The 22318-nt window shown below is 65.5% G+C and carries 25 protein-coding genes and 3 tRNA genes; 13 read left to right on the top strand and 15 right to left on the bottom strand.

What is annotated here, in order from left to right; translation table 11 throughout:
• Positions 1–222: 222 nt before the first annotated feature.
• Complete coding sequence (locus ABGB19_RS22100; protein WP_347688135.1) at positions 223–1368, top strand: GNAT family N-acetyltransferase; 1146 nt, start codon at positions 223–225, stop codon at positions 1366–1368.
• A gap of 16 nt (positions 1369–1384) precedes the next feature.
• A complete protein-coding gene (locus ABGB19_RS22105) occupies positions 1385–2002 on the top strand; it encodes a class I SAM-dependent methyltransferase (protein WP_347688136.1) in 618 nt (205 codons plus the stop codon).
• Between the two features lie 79 nt (positions 2003–2081).
• On the opposite strand, the gene ABGB19_RS22110 is transcribed toward ABGB19_RS22105, so the two are convergent.
• The 15 genes from ABGB19_RS22110 to ABGB19_RS22180 form a co-directional block, all read right to left on the bottom strand.
• Positions 2082–2621: a low molecular weight phosphatase family protein gene (locus ABGB19_RS22110; RefSeq protein ID WP_347688241.1), complete on the bottom strand. Its 540-nt coding sequence runs from the start codon at positions 2619–2621 to the stop codon at positions 2082–2084.
• Positions 2622–2847: 226 nt separating this feature from the next.
• A complete protein-coding gene (locus ABGB19_RS22115; protein ID WP_347688137.1) occupies positions 2848–4176 on the bottom strand; it encodes a UDP-glucose/GDP-mannose dehydrogenase family protein in 1329 nt (442 codons plus the stop codon).
• Between the two features lie 109 nt (positions 4177–4285).
• On the bottom strand, positions 4286–5836 hold the full coding sequence (locus tag ABGB19_RS22120; RefSeq protein WP_347688138.1) for a sugar transferase: 1551 nt from the start codon (positions 5834–5836) through the stop codon (positions 4286–4288).
• 902 nt (positions 5837–6738) lie between these two features.
• Complete coding sequence (gene rplA / locus ABGB19_RS22125) at positions 6739–7446, bottom strand: 50S ribosomal protein L1 (protein WP_347688139.1); 708 nt, start codon at positions 7444–7446, stop codon at positions 6739–6741.
• A gap of 165 nt (positions 7447–7611) precedes the next feature.
• Positions 7612–8040 (bottom strand): 50S ribosomal protein L11, encoded by a 429-nt coding sequence (gene rplK / locus ABGB19_RS22130; protein ID WP_347688140.1) that lies wholly within the window; start codon positions 8038–8040, stop codon positions 7612–7614.
• A 48-nt stretch (positions 8041–8088) separates the two neighbouring features.
• Positions 8089–8856 (bottom strand): transcription termination/antitermination protein NusG, encoded by a 768-nt coding sequence (nusG, locus tag ABGB19_RS22135; RefSeq protein WP_347688141.1) that lies wholly within the window; start codon positions 8854–8856, stop codon positions 8089–8091.
• Positions 8857–8991: 135 nt separating this feature from the next.
• Complete coding sequence (secE, locus tag ABGB19_RS22140; protein ID WP_347688142.1) at positions 8992–9417, bottom strand: preprotein translocase subunit SecE; 426 nt, start codon at positions 9415–9417, stop codon at positions 8992–8994.
• A gap of 84 nt (positions 9418–9501) precedes the next feature.
• Positions 9502–9574 (bottom strand) — tRNA-Trp (locus tag ABGB19_RS22145).
• A 117-nt stretch (positions 9575–9691) separates the two neighbouring features.
• Positions 9692–10267: a (3R)-hydroxyacyl-ACP dehydratase subunit HadC gene (gene hadC / locus ABGB19_RS22150; RefSeq protein ID WP_347688143.1), complete on the bottom strand. Its 576-nt coding sequence runs from the start codon at positions 10265–10267 to the stop codon at positions 9692–9694.
• Positions 10268–10269: 2 nt separating this feature from the next.
• Positions 10270–10698, bottom strand: coding sequence for a (3R)-hydroxyacyl-ACP dehydratase subunit HadB (gene hadB / locus ABGB19_RS22155; protein WP_347688144.1), 429 nt, complete (start codon positions 10696–10698; stop codon positions 10270–10272).
• Positions 10685–11161, bottom strand: coding sequence for a (3R)-hydroxyacyl-ACP dehydratase subunit HadA (hadA, locus tag ABGB19_RS22160; protein WP_347688145.1), 477 nt, complete (start codon positions 11159–11161; stop codon positions 10685–10687). Before hadA ends, hadB begins: the two co-directional genes overlap by 14 nt.
• A 52-nt stretch (positions 11162–11213) precedes the next feature.
• The gene (rpmG, locus tag ABGB19_RS22165) at positions 11214–11381 is read right to left on the bottom strand and encodes a 50S ribosomal protein L33 (RefSeq protein ID WP_003929651.1); all 168 of its coding nucleotides are present in this window, start codon (positions 11379–11381) and stop codon (positions 11214–11216) included.
• Between the two features lie 38 nt (positions 11382–11419).
• Positions 11420–11493: transfer RNA gene (locus tag ABGB19_RS22170), tRNA-Met, on the bottom strand.
• 49 nt (positions 11494–11542) lie between these two features.
• Positions 11543–11615 (bottom strand) — tRNA-Thr (locus ABGB19_RS22175).
• An 81-nt stretch (positions 11616–11696) separates the two neighbouring features.
• A complete protein-coding gene (locus tag ABGB19_RS22180; RefSeq protein WP_347688146.1) occupies positions 11697–12416 on the bottom strand; it encodes a DUF4352 domain-containing protein in 720 nt (239 codons plus the stop codon).
• A 77-nt stretch (positions 12417–12493) separates the two neighbouring features.
• Here ABGB19_RS22180 and ABGB19_RS22185 point away from each other — a divergent pair, with 77 nt between their 5' ends.
• The 11 genes from ABGB19_RS22185 to ABGB19_RS22235 all read left to right on the top strand — a co-directional run bounded on the left by ABGB19_RS22185 (position 12494) and on the right by ABGB19_RS22235 (position 22317).
• Positions 12494–13360 (top strand): NYN domain-containing protein, encoded by an 867-nt coding sequence (locus ABGB19_RS22185; protein WP_347688147.1) that lies wholly within the window; start codon positions 12494–12496, stop codon positions 13358–13360.
• Between the two features lie 35 nt (positions 13361–13395).
• Complete coding sequence (locus ABGB19_RS22190; RefSeq protein ID WP_347688148.1) at positions 13396–14112, top strand: MBL fold metallo-hydrolase; 717 nt, start codon at positions 13396–13398, stop codon at positions 14110–14112.
• Between the two features lie 9 nt (positions 14113–14121).
• A complete protein-coding gene (locus ABGB19_RS22195; protein ID WP_347688149.1) occupies positions 14122–14787 on the top strand; it encodes a hypothetical protein in 666 nt (221 codons plus the stop codon).
• A 93-nt stretch (positions 14788–14880) separates the two neighbouring features.
• Positions 14881–15894 (top strand): DUF2235 domain-containing protein, encoded by a 1014-nt coding sequence (locus tag ABGB19_RS22200; protein WP_347688150.1) that lies wholly within the window; start codon positions 14881–14883, stop codon positions 15892–15894.
• Between the two features lie 193 nt (positions 15895–16087).
• Positions 16088–16921: a hypothetical protein gene (locus tag ABGB19_RS22205; RefSeq protein WP_347688242.1), complete on the top strand. Its 834-nt coding sequence runs from the start codon at positions 16088–16090 to the stop codon at positions 16919–16921.
• 163 nt (positions 16922–17084) lie between these two features.
• Positions 17085–17780 (top strand): crotonase/enoyl-CoA hydratase family protein, encoded by a 696-nt coding sequence (locus ABGB19_RS22210; RefSeq protein ID WP_347688151.1) that lies wholly within the window; start codon positions 17085–17087, stop codon positions 17778–17780.
• An 11-nt stretch (positions 17781–17791) separates the two neighbouring features.
• A complete protein-coding gene (locus ABGB19_RS22215; protein ID WP_347688152.1) occupies positions 17792–18415 on the top strand; it encodes a TetR/AcrR family transcriptional regulator in 624 nt (207 codons plus the stop codon).
• Between the two features lie 93 nt (positions 18416–18508).
• Positions 18509–19246 carry a hypothetical protein gene (locus ABGB19_RS22220; protein ID WP_347688153.1) on the top strand — a complete coding sequence of 246 codons (738 nt, stop codon included), beginning with the start codon at positions 18509–18511 and terminating at the stop codon, positions 19244–19246.
• A gap of 76 nt (positions 19247–19322) precedes the next feature.
• Positions 19323–20843, top strand: coding sequence for an HD domain-containing phosphohydrolase (locus tag ABGB19_RS22225; RefSeq protein WP_347688243.1), 1521 nt, complete (start codon positions 19323–19325; stop codon positions 20841–20843).
• A gap of 197 nt (positions 20844–21040) precedes the next feature.
• Entirely contained in the window at positions 21041–21337 is a 297-nt protein-coding gene (locus tag ABGB19_RS22230) for an STAS domain-containing protein (RefSeq protein WP_347688154.1), read from the top strand.
• Positions 21334–22317, top strand: coding sequence for a magnesium transporter CorA family protein (locus tag ABGB19_RS22235; RefSeq protein WP_347688155.1), 984 nt, complete (start codon positions 21334–21336; stop codon positions 22315–22317). Before ABGB19_RS22230 ends, ABGB19_RS22235 begins: the two co-directional genes overlap by 4 nt.
• Position 22318 lies beyond the last annotated feature (1 nt).

The following is a 22318-nucleotide window of genomic DNA, read 5'->3' on the forward strand; positions in this document are numbered from 1 at the left end:
TTCAGTCCACCCCACCACCTCTACGCAATCCGACATGCTCAACGCCGCGCCTTCAGCACGCCGCACCCACGCCGCTGATCGCTTCATTTGCTGCGCCGAAGACACCTAGCAACGACCAGACCGCAAGTGTGGACAGCCGTACAACGTTCGCTAGACTTGCGCGAAGCAAACACGCCTCGTGTTAACTGTACGGCAGAACCGCACACGCCCTACTAATTTGAGATGGCAGCTTTGATCGAGTACACAGTTGTGCATCCTGCCGAACTAAGTGAATCCGAGTTGAGAAGATGGCGCGAAATTCAGCGTGACGCGCCGATGCTCGGGAGCCCATTTCTATCGCCTGAGTTCACCCTTGCAGTCGGCGCAATTCAGCCGCGCTCGAGAGTCGCAGTGCTTCGAGACGGGGCGGAGGTCGTTGGTTTCTTCCCGTTCGAACGACGCAGCCTGGGATACGGCGTGCCGATAGGTGCTTGGTATTCGGATTGCCAGGGCATAGTTCATTCGGCAGGTCTGGAGTTCGACGCGCGACAGCTATTGCGAGCATGTGGCCTTGCCGTGTGGGAATTCAATCACCTGGTTGAAGGCCAGACGCACTTCGAGCCGTACAAGATCACAAATGCTGCGTCACCGATCATGGACCTGTCCGCTGGATTCCAGCCACTATTGGCGACGCTGCGCAAGAACAGTAACTCGAAATTCAAGGATGTCCTTCGCCTACACCGAAAGCTCGAGCGGGAAGTAGGGCCGCTGCGGTTCGTATATCAGTCGCAAGATCATGCCGCATTGCGGACGGTGATGGCGTGGAAGTCGGCCCAATATCTCCGGACGGGCACAGCAGATAAATTCGCTCGACGTTGGTTCGTTGATCTCTTCGACCAACTCTTCGCGACTACTTCCGAAAGCTTCTCGGGCGTCTTATCAATGCTCTACGCCGGCGATGAGCCGGTGGCAGGCCACTTTGGGTTGCGGTCGGATCGTGTAATGGCCTATTGGTTTCCCGCGTTTGATCGGCGGTACGGGCCGTACTCGCCGGGACTGATCCTCAACCTCTTTGTGGCAGAAGCGGCTGCCGGCAGCGGGATCGGGCACGTAGATCTGGGGGCTGGGCCAGAGGAGTACAAGCGATGGTTCCGCACCGGCGAGCTAACTCTGTCCCAGGGCCGGGTGGCGCGGCGATCCCCTGGTGCTGCACTGTATTCGATTAGGCGTGCATCTTCGGCAACGGCGCGTCAAGCAGTGACCAGCCATCCATCGTTACTCCGGACCGTCAAACGTGCACGCTCCAGCTACTTTCGCATGAGTGCGGCGATACGTGGACGGCAAGTCGGCGGGTCCCGCCGGGGTGCCGACCAAATGATCAAGAGGTAGAGGGGATACGGTACATATGTCGCAGCCCAGACGGGCGATTCGCCAACTCGCTCGCCGCTCCGAAACGATCCAAGATATATACGAGCGATACAAGAACGTGCGTCGCCGAGGCGTTCTGACATCGCTTATTCCGGCTGGCGGAGTAGGCGCTGAGCTTGGTGTCCACAAGGGCCATCTCACCCCGGGTCTCATCGAATGGCTCGAACCTGACACTTTATATGTCGTTGATCCGTGGTATCTGCTTGGACCAGAGTGGGATTGGGCGGCGGGCGACAAGTCCACTGTGAATGCGCTTGCGCGTACCATCCGCCGGATACGGCCGGCGCTCGAGACTGGGCGGGCGCGCGTGGTGGTAGATGACGACCTGTGCTTTCTAGCCAGCCTCGCAGACGGCGCTCTGGATTGGGTGTACCTCGACTCATCTCATGCATACGAGCACACGACCAAGGAACTCGAACTGTTGGTACGGAAGGTGAAGCGCAACGGCGTGATCGCCGGCGATGATTGGCAGCCCGACCCGAGCAACCGTCACCACGGCGTGTGTAAGGCTGTTCGCGAATTCGAGGCATCAGGGCGCTTGAAGGTTTTCTACGCCAGTTCCGCGAACCACCAGTGGGCCGCTCGAGTCCCCTGAGGGGCATTACACAACAACGACGCGGCCTACCCCCAGCTGGCGCCCACTTTGCCGCTGTCCAGGTTCGTCCGGCGAAAATCTAGGCAGTTGAGGAGGATTGATCCCTCGCGCAGAGCTCGAGTATCGGCGGTAGGTGGTCGGCGATCTGCGACCCCACCAACTCGAAATACGTCTCATCGCGACCCATCGGGTCAGGAATGTCGAACTGAGTGTGCGTGGGTAACAGCGGCCGAAACGCTGCGAGGTCCTCGATAGTCCGGGCGCTGCAATCCGATACGAGTCGTGCGGTCTCGAGCAGTGAGAAAACTCGATCTAGTCTCCGAGGGACAAGCTCCAGGACGTCATCACGATGTGACCTCGTCATGGTGATGACAAGGTCGGCACTAGCGGCCGTCCGCGGCGTGATCTGTCGTGCGGCAAAGTTGTATGGATCACCACCCAGCTTCGTTAGGACCCGAGCGGCGAACGGCTGAATCGGGTGGCCGACCATGGCGCGGGTGCCGGCGCTCGATGCTGTGAGGACGCTCTGAATATGTGATCGCGCAACATATTCCATCGCGAGACGTTCCGCTGTCGGGGAACGGCAAACATTTCCAGTGCAGACGAACAGAATGTGCAGAGTAAAGCTCCCCGTACGAGTCGGTCAAGAATTCGGAATCCCGCAGCTAGATTACCCCTCTACGGGCGACCCGAGTCACTCGCGTGAATACCCAAACAGTTCGTATTTCTGCATTCCGCGGACTGGGAGGGCATGCCCTTCGTGCTAAGGGGAGCGATGGCCGTCGGCGCCCGTCGTGGTCCAGGGCAACGCGTGCGGTCGGCCGAGGGACCATGGCAGATACTGATCAACGCCTACCCACGCCGCGGTACGTCCAGCCCGAGCCGCGCCACTTCGCCGGATCGAGGCAATTTCGTCCATCGATTATTCGCCTGCACCTGACGATTGAATCGAGGGATGCCGGTTCGAGCCGCCGGAACTCCTCCCACTCGGTGAGCACGAGTGTCACGTCCGCCCCAGTGCAGGCTTCGCGCACGTCGTCGGCGTAGTCCAAGGTCGGAAACACAGCCCGCGAATTATCCATCGCCCGTGGGTCATACACCGTCACCGAAGCACCTTGTAGTTGGATCTGTCCGGCGATGTTCAGAGCCGGTGAGTCCCTTATGTCATCAGAATCGGGTTTGAACGCCGCACCGAGGACCGCGACCCTCGCGCCTATGAGGGAGCCTCCCACCACTTCCCTCGTCGCGTCGACCATCTTCGTTCGGCGTCTCATATTGATACTGTCGACCTCGCGTAAGAACGTCAACGCTTGGTTGGCGCCCAGCTCCCCGGCGCGCGCCATGAATCCGCGGATGTCCTTCGGTAAGCAACCTCCGCCGAATCCGATTCCGGCATCTAGGAATCGGCGGCCGATTCGGGAGTCGAAACCGATGGCATCGGCCAATTCCGTCACATCGGCACCGGCCGCTTCGCACAACTCTGCCATCGCATTGATGAACGATATCTTGGTGGCGAGGAAAGCATTCGCGGCCGTTTTCACCAGCTCTGAGGTTTCCCGATCAGTGACCAGGAACGGAACACCCTTTCCAATCGCGTCGCTGTATACCTGTCGCGCGACTTCTTCGGCCCGTCCGGCGCGGTCAAGGTCGACACCGAGTACGATCCGGTCCGGATGCAAAGTGTCCCGCACCGCGTACCCCTCCCGGAGGAACTCGGGATTCCACGCGATCTCTACGGCATCGCCGATCGGCGAAAGACGTTGAGCCAATTCGCTCAACCGCGCAGCCGTGCCCACAGGCACGGTCGACTTCCCGAAGATCACAGCCGGCGTGGTCAGCAGTGGCGCCAACGTCGTGATGACTGAATCTACAAATGTCACGTCGGCAGCGAGCTCTCCCCGCTTCGGCGGCGTCGCTGCGGCGACGAAGTGAACATCCGCGAAATCCGCGGCCTCAGCGTAGGAGGAGGTGAACTGGAGCCGTCCGGCATCGACATTGGCCTTGAGTACCTCATCTAGACCAGGCTCGAAGAACGGAGCCCGGCCGGCGGAGAGCCGCGAGATTTTCGCCGGGTCAATGTCGACACCGAGCACATCGTGCCCCAGTTCCGCCATACACGCGGCATGGGTTGCACCAAGATACCCAGTTCCGAAAACCGCAATACGACAGCCCACTTTCCCGCCCCTAACGTTCCGGAGTCGGCGTTGCAGGTCGGCACGAACGATCTCGCATTACTGCCAACCCAATACTCGGGCGATCGCTCGGAACGAGTCGCGCTCCCATTCAGGAGCCGCGATGGAGAAGAACCTCACGGAACGTCCTCAAAATTATCTTGATGTCCAGCCAGAGGGACCAGTTCTCGATGTAGAAATTGTCGAATCGCGCCCGGTCCGCGATGGAAGTGTCCCCTCGAAGACCACTCACCTGAGCGAAGCCGGTAAGTCCGGCTTGCACGCGATGGCGATCGGCATACCGGTCGAATTGCGTCGAGAACTGCTCGACGAAGTGTGGCCGTTCGGGTCGCGGTCCCACGAGGGTCATGTCGCCACGAAGGATGTTCCACAGCTGGGGAAGCTCGTCGATCGACGTGCAGCGTAGGAGCCGCCCCACCGGCCCGACCCGGTTGTCTGAAGCCACGCACCAAAGCGTCTGCGCTTCGAATTCGTTCGCGGGCCGCATAGTGCGGAACTTGAGCAACTCGAAATGTTTCGCATCGCGGCCCACCCTCATCTGCCGAAAGATGACGCCGGGCCCGCCCTCAAACCGGACGGCCAGTGCCGCGATCAGCAGCAACGGTGATAACGCCGTCAACGACCCGATGGCGACAACGATGTCAAACCCTCGCTTGACGAGCCGTGCAGGCCAGTGAAGATTCGGATTGCGGATACGCATGATCGGTATCGAGCCGATGTGGTCAGCTTCTCCGCTGAGGGTGTGGAAGTGTGGCAGGCGTGGAACAACAAGTAGATTCACCGCCTGGCATCGCTCGGTTCGAACCGCATTAGTCAGCGCACGTTCCTCGAAAGCCCCATCGGCGATGAGGAGAAAGTGCGCGTCGGTGGTCGCCACGATGCTGTCGAGATCAGCTAGACGGCCGAGGCGAGGCACAATGTCCCGTGTTGGAGTGTCGTCGGTATCGTCGACGAATCCCTTCACACGCAGTCCATAAGCGGGATAGTCCCGGAGAATCCTGGCCAGCTCGGCTGCAATCGAGCCGCCTCCGATCAGCACAGTGTCATACGAGGTGATACCTCGCCGCCGCGCAAAGGCGATGAGCCGGGTGGTGATGAGGCGGCCGAAAATCACCAGCGCCGCCGCTTGGCACGCAGATTCAAGGAAGGCGATCACCCCGGGCTCCTGGCTAATCAACATCATCACCGAAGCAACGATCGCCGCAGCCGTGAGAAGCCGGGTGAGGATGGCAGGCAACTCGTCTAAGACACTCAGATGCAGACGAGCCTGATAACGAGCGCCACCAGTGAGCAGCGCGGTCCCCACCACGGCCATCGCCAAGACGGCCACCACTTGGTGCGGCCGCCAGACGACCGGTGCCAGCAGAAGCGCGAAGTCGACCGGCGGCACCAGCATCCATGCTCGGATACGGCTGAGAAAACCGAGGTCCACGGTCACGTTCGGCGCGATCGCGGTGGGCACCCTCGCGTCCAAAGACTCGTGCCGCGAGACGTGACCGCCCGCGGACGGCAAAGTGAGTCCGCGCCGATGGTTGTCCAAGAGTCGAACGTTGTCGAATGAGTTCTTCGCGACCGGCTGGAGGTCGAGCAACGACTCCCACGCGGCTGCAGTGGCGGTCTCGACGACTTTCGGTTTAGTCATGACCGAACGCCCGCGGTGAGGACATTTGTTGCGTCGCAGCGCCTTGGCAAACTTGAAGGGTAGCGAACCTGTGTTGCCGCCCCCGCGGCGATCGGTGTCGAGTAAGCCTTCATGCCCACCGCATGGGTGCGCACCTCTATGCCGCCGATGTGAAGTGCGCCGACCGGACCTGATTCCTTGACACGTCTGCGCACGGGCCTCGCCATCTTCATCACTAACCCCCCGGTTGCCTGGCGCGGCTTTGCCGCCCGGAGACGCTCTGGGAGTCGCCGCAAATCCCCCGAATGCGAACGACTGCTACACCCTCGAGCCGCTCCGACGCGACTCGCCGAACGCCTCACGCAGACCAAAGCGTATTAGCCGAAGACCTCTGAGGGGAATAGGGTGTTTCCCTATGTTTCGAGGGATTGTTGGGTCTGAACCGGATAGATAGCAGCTATTGACGCCCGCAACTGTGTTGTTAGGGAAGTTTCGACACGTTGCTAAGTTCGGCATCGGCCGACAACTCTCAAGTCGACAACCTAGTGGCCACGAGCCGGCGCTACCGGCGCGCGCCTGTCCGCCCGACCGTCGCCAGATCACCGGCGACGGCTACCCCTTTGGGGTCGAAGCGCACCGGGCCTCGGCTTGAGCGGTTTGGACGGCGAGTTGACCCTCGATCAACCGACGTGCGGCGGCACTCCTCGGCCCACAGTCTGTCGTCGATTCGCCGCGCACATCCGTCGACCTCATCCAGTATTCCGCTGGTAGTCACTGTGCGTGACACCGACCTGCGGTGGCAGCAACGAGACGATGCTTCGCCGAACTAAGAGCCTCTGTGCACGGTGCCGAACAGCACCCAGCCAAAACCAACCATCCCCCCGCCCGCTTAGACCTGGGATTCTGTCGATCTGTCGGGTCCCCTAAGCCTCGGTGAAGTTGCGCGTCACCCCGGGGTCAACCGGGATGCCCGGGCCGGTGGTCGTCGAGACGACGATCTTCTTCAGGTAGCGGCCCTTCGACGACGACGGCTTGGCCCGCAGGATCTCGTCGATCGCGGCGCCGTAGTTCTCGGCCAGCTTCTTCTCGTCGAACGACGCCTTGCCGATCACGAAGTGCAGGTTGGCCTGCTTGTCGACGCGGAAGTTGATCTTGCCGCCCTTGATGTCGGCCACGGCCTTGGACACATCCGGCGTCACCGTGCCGGTCTTCGGGTTCGGCATCAGACCACGCGGGCCCAGGATGCGCGCGATGCGGCCTACTTTGGCCATCTGGTCCGGCGTCGCGATCGCGGCGTCGAAGTCCAGCCAGCCGCCCTGGATCCGCTCGATCAGGTCGTCGCTGCCGACGGCGTCCGCACCCGCAGCCTCGGCCGCCTCGGCCTTGTCGCCGACCGCGAACACCACGACGCGGGCGGTCTTACCGGTGCCGTTGGGCAGGTTCACGGTGCCGCGCACCATCTGATCGGCCTTGCGCGGGTCGACGCCCAGCCGGACCGCCACCTCGACGGTCGCGTCCTGCTTCTTCGACGCCGTCTCCTTGGCCAGCTTCGCCGCCTCCAGCGGCGTATAGAGCCGGGAGCGGTCCACCTTCTCGGCGGCTTCGCGGTATGCCTTGCTCGTCTTGCTCATTGGTTTCTCCTAGTTGCTGAGTTGTGGTGCGATGAGCGCTCGCGCGAAGAGCGTTCGATCGGTGCGGGCCGAAGCTGGCCCTCCCACTGCTTTCCTTGTGGTGACTCTGCGCTCAGGTCGGCGCTCTCTCGAACTTCTGCACCCTCACCGCAGAGTCAACGGAAACTACTCGACCGTGATCCCCATCGACCGGGCGGTGCCGGCGATGATCTTGGCGGCCTGATCGATGTCGTTGGCGTTCAGGTCCTCTTTCTTGGTCTCGGCGATCTCGCGCACCTGATCCCAGCTCACCTTGGCGACCTTGGTCTTGTGCGGCTCGCCCGAGCCCTTCTGCACCCCGGCAGCCTTGAGCAGCAGCTTCGCTGCCGGCGGCGTCTTGAGCGCGAACGTGAAGCTGCGGTCCTCGTAGACGGTGATCTCCACGGGGATGACGTTGCCGCGCTGCGACTCGGTCGCGGCGTTGTACGCCTTGCAGAACTCCATGATGTTGACGCCGTGCTGGCCGAGCGCCGGACCCACGGGCGGGGCGGGGTTGGCCTGCCCGGCCTGGATCTGCAGCTTGATCAGCCCGACGACCTTCTTCTTCGGGGCCATGGGTGTGTTCCGTTCCTTCTTCTCTCGTAGTGGGCTATACGCCCGCGATTAGATCTTGGCGACCTGGTTGAAGGTCAGTTCGACGGGTGTCTCGCGGCCGAAGATGGACACCAGCACCTTGAGCTTCTGCTGTTCGGCATTGACCTCGCTGATCGACGCCGGCAGCGTCGCGAACGGCCCGTCCATCACGGTGACCGACTCGCCGACCTCGAAGTCGACCTCGATCGGCGCCCGCTCGGTCGCGCCGACCTCGGCGGCAGCCGTCGACGCCGCGGTGGCCTTGCCGGGCTTCTTGGCGGCGGCCGGCGGCAGCAGGAACTTCACCACGTCGTCGAGCGACAGCGGCGACGGCCGCGACGTCGCACCGACGAATCCCGTCACGCCGGGCGTGTTGCGCACCGCACCCCACGACTCGTCGTTGAGTTCCATGCGCACCAGGATGTAGCCGGGCAGCACCTTGCGGTTGACCTGCTTGCGCTGTCCGTTCTTGATCTCGGTGACCTCTTCGGTGGGCACCTCGACCTGGAAGATGTAGTCGCCGACGTCGAGGTTCTGCACGCGGGTCTCGAGGTTGGCCTTCACCTTGTTCTCGTAACCGGCGTAGCTGTGGATGACGTACCAGTCGCCGGGCCGCAGGCGCAGTTCCTTCTTCAGCGCGACCGCCGGATCCTCGTCCTCGGCCTCCGCAGCCGCGTCGGCGGCAGGCGCCTCGCCGGCCGCGTCCTCGACGGTGGCCGCCTCGTCGCTCGCGGCGTCACCGGCGACGTCGGTGTCCTCGTTCGCCGGGGTGGTCGTCGCCTCAGTCGTCTCAGTCATCTCAGTCATCTCAGTCGTCTCGCTGTCGACCAGGTCGACGCTCTCGGCCGAAGGCGTATCGCCCTCGAAGCTAGTCACGTGTCAGTCCTCTCGAATCCCGCTCGTCAGTGCTCATGTTCCTCGCGCGAGCGCTCGTCAGCCGAAGATCAGCGTCACGAGCTTGGCCAGGCCGAAGTCGACCCCGCCGATCAGCGCCAGCATGAACGCCAGGAACAGCAGCACCACGCTGGTGTAGGTCGCCATCTGCTTGCGGTTCGGCCAGATGACTTTGCGCAGTTCGGCGACGACCTGCTGCAGGAAGTTCCAGACGAAGAGGAACGGGTTGCGAGACGGTCCTTCGCCACGCTTCCTGGCGGTCTTCTTCGCGGTGCCCGCGCCGTTCTTGGTGGGGGTGGCCTCGGTGCCCGTCGCCAGGTCGACCGCGCCGCTGCCGTCCTCGCCGTCCGCGGCGCGCCGGGACCGCTTCCCGGAGGGTCGCGTCGGCCGGGTCACGACCGCGCTGCGGCCCGTGTCGGTCTCGGTGTCGCCTGCGGAGCCGGCACCATCGCGCTCGTCGCTCACCGCATGCTCCTCTTTGTCTGGTCGTCGTCTGGTCGTTGTGGGGTCACCTTCCAGTGTCCACACTTGTCGAGTATTCGCCTTCAGCAGGGGCGACAGGACTTGAACCTGCAACCTGCGGTTTTGGAGACCGCTGCTCTGCCAGTTGAGCTACGCCCCTTCATCCGGGGCTCACACAATTCGCGCGCTCCCCGATCGGTCGATCGAGACCCGACGGAAGCGCGCTGGACTGGGAAAACCCCGAGGCCCGAGTGTAGCGCGCCACCCGTGGTAGTTACTAATCCGCCGCCCGGACGCTCTCGTGCCCGTTGACCTGCACCGGCGCCTCGCCGTCGGCGTCCTCATCGTGCACGACGGGCTTGCGGGTCACCTGCCCGGTCTCGGGGTCCCACCCGGCCGAGATCGAGTTGTCGCCCTCGTGGCCCATCAGCGTTGTGAACGACTCCATGACCAGCTCGCCGTGCTGGTCGACCAGCGTGTTGCGGGTGGTCACGATGTCGGCGCCGAAGCGTTCGTCGACAGTCAGGACGTACAGCGTGCCCGTCAGCGCATCCCCGGCCTTGATCGGCCGGTGGAACTTGAACTTCTGGTCCACCTGGATGATCTGCATGGTCTCGAAGCCGATGTCGTTGTGCTGGAAGAAGTGCCGCTGGATCATCACCGCGAAGATCGACATGAACGTCGGCGGGGCGATGAGCGCCTCGTGGCCCGCGGCCTTGGCCGCCTCCAGGCTGTGGCTCGTCTCGTCGTGGGCCTTCACGGCGTTCGCGTACTGGCGGATCTGCTCGTGACCCACCACGTAGGGCTCGGGATACTTCCAGACCATTCCCTGGATGTCGATTTTGAGCGCCATGGTCACGCCAACTTCGCGACTGCGACGGCGCGGCCGAAGATCTTCTTGCCGCCTGCGGTGGCCGTCAGCGCGATCGTCACCGATTTCGTCTCCGGCTCAACGGATTTCACGCGTCCGTTGAAGACGATCTCGGCGCCCACACCGTCGTTGGGCACCGGCACGACGGCGGTGAAGCGCACGTTGTACTCGGTGACCGCGGCGGGGTCGCCAATCCATTCGGTGACATAGCCGCCACCCAGTCCCATGGTCAGCATGCCGTGCGCGATCGCGGTGTCCAGACCGACCTGCTTGGCGATGTCGTCGTCCCAGTGGATCGGGTTGAGGTCACCGGACACCCCGGCGTAGTTGACCAGGTCCGCCCGCGTCAACGTGATCACCCTCTCGGGAAGTACGTCGCCCTTCTTCACCGAATCGAACTCACGCAGTGGCATCTGAAAAACCCTCTTCTCCCTCACCCGTCCGACCCGCCAAGGTCGTGTAGGACTCCTGCACAACGTCACCGGCCTCGTTGGTGACGATGTTCTTGGTCACGATGATGTCGGTGCCGTGGGCCTGCTTGACGGAGTCCACGTACACGTCGCAGTAGAGCTTGTCGCCCGCGTGGATCGGCTTGAGAAACTTCAGCACCTGGTCGACCTGGACGATCTTCATGTCGGTGAGGCCGATGTTGGCGTGGGCGAAGAACGCCGTCTGCGCCTGATAGCCGAAGACGGAGATGAAGGTCAGCGGCGCGGGCAGCGCCTCGTGGCCGAGCTCGGCGGCGGCCGTCTCGTCGTTGAACGCGGGGTCGTCGTTCTTGACGGCCACGGCGTACTCGCGAAGCTTCTCGCGACCCACGACGTAGTGGTCGGGATAGCGGTAATGCATCCCGACGATCCGTTCTGACAACGACACTTTTGATGAACCTATCTACTCAACCCCGCGGCGCACGCCAGGGGTTGGCACGTCAGCGCGACTCTTTGTGCGCCTGGTGCTTGCCGCAGTTCGGGCAGAACTTCTTGATCTCGAGCCGGTCGGGGTCGTTGCGGCGGTTCTTCTTCGTGATGTAGTTGCGGTGCTTGCACACCTCGCAGGCCAAAGTGATCTTCGGCCGTACGTCGGTACTGGAGGCCACGTCTGTCGTCCTTACGTCTGCGCGTTCTGTTCGTCTTGTAGCGGTGGGGGGGCTCGATCCCCCGACCTCACGATTATGAGTCGTGCGCTCTAACCAGCTGAGCTACACCGCCCCGATGGGTACGAGCCGGCAAGCCAGAAGTTCAAGCCGCCCGTCCACCGAGCCCCCTAACGGAATCGAACCGTTGACCTTTTCCTTACCATGGAAACGCTCTGCCGACTGAGCTAAGGGGGCCTGCCTTCTTCGAGTCCCGCGCACCACGGCGCGAGCCTTAAAGAGGGTACAGTCTCGCGGTTTCACGCGCCAAACCGCAGGTCACTCCAACTCCACCGTAACCCCGTCGGAGTACGGACCGTCGTGCAGTTCGACCGACACCGGCTGGGTGCCGTCGGGTACGTCGAACACCACCGCGGTGTCGATCGAATCGCCGGGATTCAGGTCGGCCAGGGTGTTGCCCAGATAGATCCACGCCTCGTCGTCGGACTCGTACGTCGTGGTGCCGTCGGAGAGCGTGTTGAACGACGCGAAGAAGGTCTGCGGTTCGGTGCCGACGTTCGTCACCGTCATCTTGACGATGATGTACTCGCCCGCGGCGGCCTTCTGCAGTTCGGGCGCCGCCGGGTCGGCGACCGCGTCCACCCGCTCCACGCCGCTGATGACGAACGCGAAGTCGCCGTCGCGCACCTCCTGCCCGACGGTCGGGGTGTGCTCGTCGACGGCGGCGGCGGTCTCGCCCAGCGGTGCCGAGGTCTCGCCCGCGTCCGCCGGGACCCGCGTGACGGCCGATTCCGTGCCGCCGGTGCGCAGCGTCAGGAACACGCTCACCCCCAGCACCGCGACCAGGACCACCGCCGCGGCCACCAGCCCGGCGATCACCTTGGGGTCCGGGCCCGCGGACCGCGGCGGCGGCGTGGTGACCCCGAGCTCGACCGGGCCGGCGGGCGCCTGGCGATGCTCGGTCCAGGCTTCGCCGTTGAAGTAGCGCTGACCGCCGGAGCCGTCAGGATCGGGGTACCAGCCCGCGGGCGAGGTCACGGCTGCTGACATTACTGCGCGCCGACGCGTTTGCCGAGAGTGCGGCCAGGCTCGGCGGCAGGTGATAGGACGTAACGGTGACCGAACCCGGCGCGACCCGTGTCGCGGTGTACCTCGACTTCGACAACATCGTGATCTCCCGCTACGACCAGGTGCACGGACGCAACTCGTTCCAGCGCGACAAGGCCGCCGGCTTCCACAAGCAACCGGGGCGGCTGACGCAGGCGACGGTCGACGTCGGCGCGATCATCGACTTCGCTTCGTCGTTCGGCACGTTGGTGCTGACGAAGGCGTACGCCGACTGGTCGGCCGACGTCAACGCCGACTACCGCGACCAGTTGGTCGGCCGCGCCGTCGACCTCGTGCAGCTGTTCCCCGCCGCCGCCTACGGCAAGAACGGCGCCGACATCCGACTGGCCGTCGACGCCGTCGAGGACATGTTCCGGCTGCCCGACCTCACCCACGTGGTGATCGTGGCCGGCGACTCCGACTACATCCCGCTCGCACAGCGGTGCAAGCGCCTCGGCCGCTACGTCGTCGGGATCGGCATCACCGGGTCGATCAGCCGCTCGCTCACCGCGGCGTGCGACGAGTACGTCTCCTACGACGCGCTGCCCGGCGTGCCCGAGGTGAAATCGGAGGCCCCGAAGCGGCGCCGCACCAAGGTCGACGAAGACCAGGAGCCGGCACCGGACCCGCAGGCTGCCGCGACCGCGCTGCTGGAGCGGGCGCTGCGGATCAGCCAGGGCAAGGACGACGACTCCGACTGGCTGCACAACTCGGCGGTCAAGGCGCAGATGAAGCGGATGGACCCGTCGTTCACCGAGAAGTCGCTGGGGTTCCGCTCGTTCAGCGACTTCCTGCGCTCGCGCACCGACCTCGTCGAACTCGACGAGAGCAGCACCATCCGGATGGTGCGGCTGCGCTTGGACGAGGCGCCGTAGAACAGGCCGACCGAGCCGTCGATACGCTGGCGGCCATGGCTGACTCCGACCGCCTCTACTTCCGGCAGCTGTTGTCGGGCCGCGACTTCGCGACGGGCGACATGATCGCGGCGCAGATGCGCAACTTCGCCTACCTGATCGGCGACCGGCAGACCGGCGACACCGTCGTCGTCGACCCGGCATACGCCGCAGGCGATCTGGTCGACACTCTGGAAGCCGACGGCATGCGCCTGTCGGGCGTGCTGGTCTCCCACCACCACCCCGACCACGTCGGCGGCTCGATGATGGGTTTCGAACTCAAGGGCCTGGCCGAGCTGCTCGAGCGGACGAGCGTGCCGGTGCACGTGAACAGCCTTGAGGCGGACTGGGTTTCGCGGGTCACCGGCATCGCGCGCAGCGAGCTCACCGAACACCAGCACGGCGACGTGGTCAAGGTCGGCGACATCGACGTCGAGTTGCTGCACACCCCCGGCCACACACCGGGCAGCCAGTGCTTCCTGCTCGACGGCCGGCTCGTCGCGGGCGACACGCTGTTCTTGGAGGGCTGCGGGCGCACCGACTTCCCCGGCGGCAACGTCGACGACATGTTCCGCAGCCTGCAGGCGCTCGGGAAACTGTCCGGCGATCCGACAGTGTTTCCCGGGCACTGGTATTCGGCCGAGCCAAGCGCGTCGCTGTCCGAGGTCCGCCGGACCAACTACGTCTACCGGGCGAGCACCCTCGACCAGTGGCGCATGCTGATGGGCGGCTGAGCCTCGCCGGTGGCCGACACGCTGTACGCCGACGTGTCCGAATGGCAGGTCGCCGTGGACGACAGCTATCCGTATCCCGTTCTGTGCATCCGCTCGAATGACGGAACGTATCGGGACCACCGGTGGGCCGACAATTACGACTGGTGTCTCCGCAACGTAGATAACGGGCGGCTCACCTTCTTTATCGTGTATTTCGTTTGGCGGCCCAATTGGCAGCAAACGCTCGACACCTTCAAAGACCAAGTGGGCACACCGCATCCGAAGATGACGGTGATGCTCGACGTCGAATCCTGGGGCGGGCAGATCCGCGGCGATCAGCCGACAGGAGTCAACGCCGCGTATCACGCCGTCGCCGAATTCGTCGGGTCCACGGCCAGGGTGATCGGCTACGGCAATGTCGGCGACCTCGACAACCTCTGGCCGCGCAAGCCGCCGGGGCTGCGACTCGTGGTCGCCGCCTACGGCCACAACCCGCCATATCCTGGCAAACTTGCGCACCAGTACACCGACGGTTCGGGGTATGGCGGGGCCCTGCCGGAGGGTGCACCGCCCTTCGGAAATTGCGATATGAACTCCGCGGATGGGTTGAGGCCTGTCGAGTTCGCGCGCGCGTGCGGAATTCACGTAGCTGAATCCGCAGAAACCCGCGTCTTGAAGACAGGAAAACATCACTGAATTCGGAGCAATACGCACCGATTCGAATAGACACGGGCTAATCTGCCCGGCAGTATGTAACGCAGGCGTCAATATGGGTGGGAAGGGGGGCGTGTGAAGAAGCTGGTGTTGTGTTTCGACCGCGCTCGCCGAAATCCCGAGCCGCACAGCGCGACCAACGCGCACCGCCTTTTCGATCTCCTCGATGACAGTGACGAACAGGTCGCCTGGTATCACCCGGGTGTCAGCATGGCCGATGCGTGGACCCGGTGGAATCCGTTGTGCTGGCGCGAGACGCCCGCCGACGACGCGCGGGCGACCATCGCCGAGGCCTACCAGTTCCTGGTCGACCGGTGGGAACCCGGCGACCGCATCTACATGTTCGGTGTCGGCCGCGGCGCGTACTGCGCGCAGACCCTGACCCGGCTGCTGGCGATCGTCGGCGTACTGCCCGACCTGATGGACTACGTCCTGTCGGCATATGCGTTGCCGCGCACCGAGCGCAACGCGCACGACTGGGCCCGGGTGACCGATGTCGCGTCGCGGCTGCTGCAGCAACGCCAAATCGGCCTTCCCGTTTGGTATCTGGGCCTGTGGGACACGCTGAAGATCCCCGGCTTCACCCGCCGCACGATGCCCGATCCGATGCCCAACGTCGAACACGGCAGGCACGCCGTGGCGATCGACGGGCCGTTCGGCGAGCGTCTGGTGTCGTCGGCGTCCGACCGCATCGAGGAAGTCTGGTTCCGCGGCGCGCACCGCGACGTCGCGGGCGGGCCTGCCGCGTGCGGGCCACTGGCCGACATCACGTTCGACTGGGTCCTCGACGGCGCTCTCGAGGCCGGGTTGTCCGCCGAACGGGACGTCACCTCTGCGCCCGGGCGGGTCGACGCGCTCGCCGAGACCGCACACACCGTCGGGGTGCGCAGGCTGCCCGCCGACGCCAAGGTGCACTCGAGCGTCGAGGTGTATCTGCGCCGGCACCGGCAGTACTGGAAGCGGCTGCCCGACGAGGTCTGCTGGCACGACCTGGGCCGGGCGGGCCGAAACGAGCGGCCGGTACCAGCGCCGGCGGTGGACAGGATCGCCGACGTTTCGGTGCCCGACCTGAACCGCGCGATCGCCTAGCAACCTGTCGCAACCGACCTTGGCAATCGGTTCTGGCCCAGTTGCAGCAGGCTAACGGTCGGACAAGCCGTGACCAGCCGCGCCTCAGCAAACTCAATGCGTCCGCCGTGGGCAAATGATGTGCGATCGGCCCCGGCGTGATATACAGCGGGGCGTGGACGCGGACAGCACCCTGTTCGGATTATCGGCCGGCATGTGGACGGCCCTGGCGGCGTGGCTCGCCGTCCTCGTCGGCATCATCGCGCTGATCTACGCGTGGCGGCAGTACCGGCGGGCCAAACAGCAGACCGAAGAGCTGATGCAGCCCAACGTGGCCATGTTCATGGAACCGGCCGCCAGCGACTGGCATCTCGTCGAGCTCGTCGTCAAGAATTTCGGTCGCTCGCCGGCCTACGGCATCCGTTTCGACTTCGCGAACCCGCCCACGGTGGCCAAGTACGAGAACGTCTACGACGACCGCTACGTCGACATCGTGCCGCTGAACCTGCCCGCCGAGATCCCCTATCTGGCGCCCGGGCAGGAGTGGCGCATCGTGTGGGACTCGGCGCTGGACCGCCGGGAACTGGGCGAGACGATCGCGTCGCGCTTCGACGGCGCGGTCACCTACTACGACAAACCCGGCGCCGACAAGGACAAGCGGGGCGGTCGCCGGTTCAAGACCTCGGCGGTGCTGGACTGGTCGACGCTGCACCCGGTGGAGCGGCTGGAGCTGCTGACCACCCACGACCTGGCTCGCCAGGAGAAGCAGAAGCTCGAACTGCTGCGTCACCTGCTGACCTACTACCACTACGCCGCCGCCGAGAGCCGCGAGGACGTGCTGCGCAAGGAGATCAACCAGGTGCGGGCGGCCGCCGACGAGTTGCGCGACCGCTACCGCAGAGAGGCCGCCGAGGCACCCCGCCCGCAGCAGCAGCAACAGCCGGCCCATGGCATCCCGAACGGCGCGTCCTACAGCGACATCGACGCGCAGTTCGAGGAAGCCCACACCCAGATCATCAACAGCGGCGCCCGCCACCGGCTGGCCTGAGCGGTTCGGGGCCCCGGCACCCCCGCGCTGCCGGGCCACTGTCCACGCTGGGAATCCCCGACGGGCGCGTCGTGCGTGGTCGGCTATGTCACTCCGGCCGGAGCGGCCCTGGCGATGTTTCGTAACATTGATCCGATTCGACACCGCATTCAAGGGAGAAGCGATGACCGTTGGCTACGAACTCACCGATTCCGTCGCGACGATCACGCTGGACGACGGCAAGGTCAACGTGCTGGGTCCGGCGATGCAGACCGCGATCAACGAGGCGTTGGACCGGGCCGAGAAGGACTCCGCCAAGGCGGTGGTGATCGCGGGCAACGGGCGGGTGTTCAGCGGCGGTTTCGACCTGTCGGTGTTCTCCTCCGGCGACGCCAAGGCGGCGCACTGGATGCTGGCGGGCGGCTTCGAGTTGTCGGTGCGGTGCATGACGTTCCCGGTGCCGGTGATCATGGCGGCGACCGGTCCGGCGATCGCGATGGGATCCTTCCTGCTGTTGTCCGGCGATCACCGGGTCGGCCAGCCTAAGACGAGGTGCCAGGCCATCGAGGTGGCGATCGGCATGACGATCCCGAACGCAGCGCTGGAGATCATGCGGTTCCGGTTGACGCCCGCCGCGTTCCACCGCGGCGCGTCGATGGCCGCGACGTTCGCCGGCGACGAGGCGATCACGGGCGGATGGCTCGACGAGATCGTCGACCCCGACCGCGTGGTGGCGCGGGCGCAGGAGGTGGCCGCCGAGGCGGCTTCGACGCTGCACACCGGCGCACACAAGGCGACGAAGCTCAAGGCGCGGGAATCGGCGCTGCGGGCGATCCGCGCGGGGATCGACGGCCTGGCAACGGAATTCAGCCTCGGCTAGGCAGCCTTTTCGTGCCGAGGGCCAAACAGCGCACGCCCGAGCTTCGCGACCACCTGCTGGAAGTGGCGATCGCGACGTTGTCCGAGGAGGGCATCGCGGGCCTCACCACCCGGCGCGTCGCCGAGCGCGCCGGTACGTCGGTGCCCGCGGTGTACGAATTGTTCTCCGACAAGGCCGGACTGCTGCGCGCGATGTTCTTCGAGGGCTTCCGGCTGCTGGGCGCCGAGCTGGCGCGGGTGCCGACGACCGCCGACCCGCTGGCGGATCTGGAGCGACTGGTGCCGGTGTTCCGACTGTTCTGCCGTGCCTATCCGCGGTTGGCGCAGCTGATGTTCTCGCGGCCGTTCGCCGATCTGGATCCCGGGCCCGACGAGCTGGCCGCGGGTGCGTCGGTGCGCGAGGTGTTCACCGGGCGCATCCAGCGGTGCGTCGACGCGGGACTGCTGGCCGGCGACGTCGCCGACATCGCCCACGTCCTGCTGGCGCTGGCGCAAGGGCTGGCGGTTCAGGAGCTCGGCCGCTGGCTGGGGCCGTCGGGGCCGACGGTCGAGCAGCGCTGGGCGCTGGGGGTACAGGCCGTGCTCGCGGGCCTGCGCCCCTCCCCAGCGCGACTTGTGCGTGATTTCGAGCGCTGAGTGGCTGTTTTCACGCACGAATCCCCGCTTGGTAGCCCGGATTGAGGCAGATGCCTCATGTGGCCGATGCGCCCGTCGTCGAATGATGACGCCATGACCACCACACCCCAGGCGGCCGCAGCCGCGACCAAGGACCTCCCGCTGCCCGACACCGACGACGAGCGCGTCGTCGGCTTCGGCGTCATGGGCCTGCCCTTCGCCAACGGCCACTATCTCGCGTACCGCGACTTCCCCGAGACGTCCTTCTCGCCCGCCTACAAGTCGGTGTGGCACCGCACCCCCGACGGCGTGTGGACCTTCTACGCCACCACCCCGGGCCCGCAGAGCTGCTCGCGGTACTTCAGCTCGGCCACCGATGTCGACCCCGTCGTCTGCGACATCGACGCGCACTGGCCCACCCCGTGGTCGCTGATGATCTCGATTGCGGGCGTGATGGATTGGCGCGTCGACATCAGCGACACGCCCGCCACCCGCGCGATGACGGCCGTCGGATCGCGCATGCCGACCGCGGCCAGGCGCAGCCGACGCATGCTGCGGTTCATGAGCCCCGTCGTCGGACCGCTGCTCGGGCTCGGCCGGATCCAGTTGACGGGCAACTTGCCCAACGGCCAGGAGTTCCGCATCGCGCCTCGGCAGATGTGGGCCGTCGCGGACTCGTCGGCCGTCGTGCACGGCGTCGATCTCGGGCCTGTCGGCCCGCATCCCGTGCAGGGCAGTCTCGCCGACTTCTGGCTGCCTCAGCGCGGCGTCTGCGTCATCGCCCAGGGCCTGTTCGAGGCGTTCGACGTCGCCCGGCACCGCGACGCGGACCGACTTGGCCTATCCGAGTGATTCCGCGGTGACGACGTTGCAGAATCGAGCCGTGCCCACCCGGTCCGCCCCACCGGAGCTTCCGACTCGCGCGGAGATGCTCGCGGCGCTGTCGGTGGCCGTGGACCTGGGGCTGGGTCAGCCCGCCGAGCACATGCTGCGCTCGGCGCTCATCGCGGCGCGGCTGGCCCACCGGCTCGATCTACCTGAGCGGCAACGCGACGCCGTCTACTACTGCACGCTGATCATGTGGATCGGATGCCACGCCGACTCCCATGAGTACGCACGGTGGTTCGGCGACGACATCGCGGTGCGCAGAAGCTCGTACCTCGTCGACTGGTCGGGTCTGCCGTATCAGCGCTTCCTGCTGACCAACATCGGCCGCGGCGAGTCGCTGCTGACCCGGCTCAAGACCACCGCGACGCTGTACGCCAATGCGCGCGGCCACATTTCGCAACTGATCCATTCGCACTGCACGTCGGCGAGCCTGCTCGCCGAGCGGATCGGGCTCGACACCGACGTGCAGGACGCGATGCGGTACACGTTCGAACGCTACGACGGCGGCGGTCTGCCCAACGGCGCGTCGGGCGAACAGATTCCGATCGAGATGCGCGTGGCCCAGGTCGCCGACATGGTCGAGGTGCATCAGCGCGAATACGGTGTCGACGGTGCCGTCGCGATGGCCCGCAGCAGGCGCGGCGGGCAGTTCGATCCCGCCGTGGTCGACGCGTTCGTCGCCGACCCGGCCGCGGCGCTCGCGGTGCCGTCCACCGGCGACGTCTGGGCGACGGCGCTGCAGCATGCGCCCGACCGCCACCAGCGGCTCGACGGCGAGTCGCTGGACGGGTTGTTGGCCGCGCTCGGCGACTTCGTCGACCTCAAATGCCCGTTCACACTGGGGCATTCGCGCGCCACCGCCGAACTGGCGGCGGGCGCCGCGCACGCCGTCGGCCTGGACGAGGATCAGGCCGCGCTGACGCGGCGGGCAGCGTACGTGCACGACGTCGGGCGCATCGGCGTGTCGAACCAGATCTGGTCCAAGCCCGGCACGCTCAGCATGGCCGAGTTCGAACGCATGCGGCTGCACCCGTATCTGACCGAACGCATCCTCTCGCGCGTGCCAGGGCTCAAGGAGGTGGCAACGGTGGCGGCCAACCATCACGAATCCCTCGACGGCTCAGGCTATTCCCGCGGCCTTTCGGCGCGGCAGCTGACGATGCCGGACCGGATCCTGGCATGCGCGGTGGGCTATCGAAGCGCGCTGGAGCCCCGGCCGTACCGCGAGCCCCTGGGACCCGCGGGCGCGGCGCGACGACTGCGCGAGCGCGTGCGTGACGGCGCGCTCGACCCGGCGGCCGCCGAGGCGGTGCTGCACGCGGCGGGGCAGCCCGTGACCAGACGGAATGCCAAGCCGCACGGGCTCACCGCACGAGAGGTCGAGGTGCTGCGCCTGGTGGCCCAGGGCGCCAGCAACAAACAGATCGCGGCCAGGCTGGTGCTCAGCGAGAAGACCGTCCGCAACCATGTCGAGCGCACGTACGCCAAGATCGGTGTCTCGAACCGGATCGGGGCGAGCCTGTACGCCCTCGAGTGCGGTCTGGCGGATTCCAGGGATTAGGTCGCCGGCCCGGGCGCGCGTAGGCTGGCCACAGGTTGAGCTGTCAGCCTCTCCCGGAGACGTCGTAGGGGCCTGAGCATGAAACGCCTGCTCGCAGCCTTTCGTGACGCGACCACCCTCGACTTTCCCGCTTTGGAGCTCTCTGTATGCCTTCGATGTCCGTTACCCGATCGTCCCCTGCCCGGCGCCGTTTGACGTTGGCCACCGAGTGGATCGACGCCCATGTCGTGCGCATCGCCGTCGCCGGAGAGGTCGACGCCGCCAATGCCCAGGAACTGCGCGAATACGTCTATCGCCGCGCCGCCAACTGCCGCAGCCTCGTGCTGGACCTTCGCGACGTCACGTTCTTCTCCACCGCGGGCTTCTCGACGCTGCGCACCATCGGCGTTCGATGCGACCGGGCGAACGTGCGCTGGACACTGAACGGCAGCCCGGCCGTCTCGCGCGTCATCGACATCTGTGACCCCGATCGGGCTGACATGATGTTGTCGTGACCGGTGTGCGGGGGCGGGTGTGGCGCGGCGGCAAACCGCAGGACGACTTCGAGTTCTCGTCGATCAGCGACTACCTCACCGAGGACGACACGTTGGTGTGGTGCGACATCTGCGAACCCGACCACGCCACCCTCAAGAACCTCGCAGACGAGCTCGGGCTGAACCACTGGGCGGTCGAGGACGCGATCGCCGAGGCCGAGCGTACCAAGGCCGTCGTCTACCGCACGCACACGTTCTTCACCGTCTACTCGGTGTCCGTGGCCAAGCCCGGTGAGGACGGCTCCACCCTGGCGGTACACCGCATCTCCGGGTTCGTGTTGCCGCGAGGGCTGATCACCGTGCGGCTGTCGCCGGAGTTCGACACCGACACGGTGTCGCAACGCTTCGACGACCTCGGCGGTCAGGAGCACGGCGTCGGCTCGCTGGTACACGGTCTGCTCGATGTCGTCGTCGACGGCCACTTCGACGCGGTGCAGTCGCTCGACGACGGTATCGAGGACCTCGAGGACGAGCTGTTCGAGGACCGGCCGCAGCGGGGAGAGTTGCAGCGCAAGACCTATCGGCTCCGCAAGGACCTCGTCGAGTTGCGGCGCGTCGTGCTGCCGATGCGCGAGGTGGTCAACTCGATCCAGCATCGCAGGCTCGACGCCATGAACGCCCCGGAACTCGACCCGCTCTACGCCGACCTCTACGACCATGTGATGCGGGTGACCGAGTGGACGGAGTCGTTGCGCGACATGATCACAACGGTCTTCGAGACCAACCTGTCGTTACAGGACGCCCGGCTCAACACGGTGATGAAGAAGCTCACCGGCTGGGCGGCCATCATCGCGGTGCCGACGGCGATAACGGGCTTCTACGGCCAGAACGTGCTCTATCCCGGCATCGACACGGTCACCGGCTTCGTCACCAGCACCGCGCTCATCGCGTTGTTGGTCGGCATCCTGTACGTGATGTTCCGCCGCCGGGACTGGTTGTAGC

Origin of the sequence: Mycobacterium sp. B14F4, from assembly GCF_039871645.1 — a bacterium.
Classification (GTDB): Bacteria; Actinomycetota; Actinomycetes; order Mycobacteriales; family Mycobacteriaceae; genus Mycobacterium.

Coding starts and splice junctions, on each gene's coding strand:
- rplK (WP_347688140.1), bottom strand. CDS start 8,040: ATGGCCCCGAAGAAGAAGGTCGTCGGGCTGATCAAGCTGCAGATCCAG.
- hadC (WP_347688143.1), bottom strand. CDS start 10,267: ATGGCGCTCAAAATCGACATCCAGGGAATGGTCTGGAAGTATCCCGAG.
- nusG (WP_347688141.1), bottom strand. CDS start 8,856: ATGACTGAGACGACTGAGGCGACGACCACCCCGGCGAACGAGGACACC.
- ABGB19_RS22120 (WP_347688138.1), bottom strand. CDS start 5,836: ATGACTAAACCGAAAGTCGTCGAGACCGCCACTGCAGCCGCGTGGGAG.
- ABGB19_RS22105 (WP_347688136.1), top strand. CDS start 1,385: ATGTCGCAGCCCAGACGGGCGATTCGCCAACTCGCTCGCCGCTCCGAA.
- ABGB19_RS22100 (WP_347688135.1), top strand. CDS start 223: ATGGCAGCTTTGATCGAGTACACAGTTGTGCATCCTGCCGAACTAAGT.
- ABGB19_RS22210 (WP_347688151.1), top strand. CDS start 17,085: ATGACCGTTGGCTACGAACTCACCGATTCCGTCGCGACGATCACGCTG.
- ABGB19_RS22205 (WP_347688242.1), top strand. CDS start 16,088: ATGTGGACGGCCCTGGCGGCGTGGCTCGCCGTCCTCGTCGGCATCATC.
- ABGB19_RS22225 (WP_347688243.1), top strand. CDS start 19,323: ATGCTCGCGGCGCTGTCGGTGGCCGTGGACCTGGGGCTGGGTCAGCCC.
- ABGB19_RS22220 (WP_347688153.1), top strand. CDS start 18,509: ATGACCACCACACCCCAGGCGGCCGCAGCCGCGACCAAGGACCTCCCG.
- ABGB19_RS22190 (WP_347688148.1), top strand. CDS start 13,396: ATGGCTGACTCCGACCGCCTCTACTTCCGGCAGCTGTTGTCGGGCCGC.
- rplA (WP_347688139.1), bottom strand. CDS start 7,446: ATGAGCAAGACGAGCAAGGCATACCGCGAAGCCGCCGAGAAGGTGGAC.
- hadB (WP_347688144.1), bottom strand. CDS start 10,698: ATGCCACTGCGTGAGTTCGATTCGGTGAAGAAGGGCGACGTACTTCCC.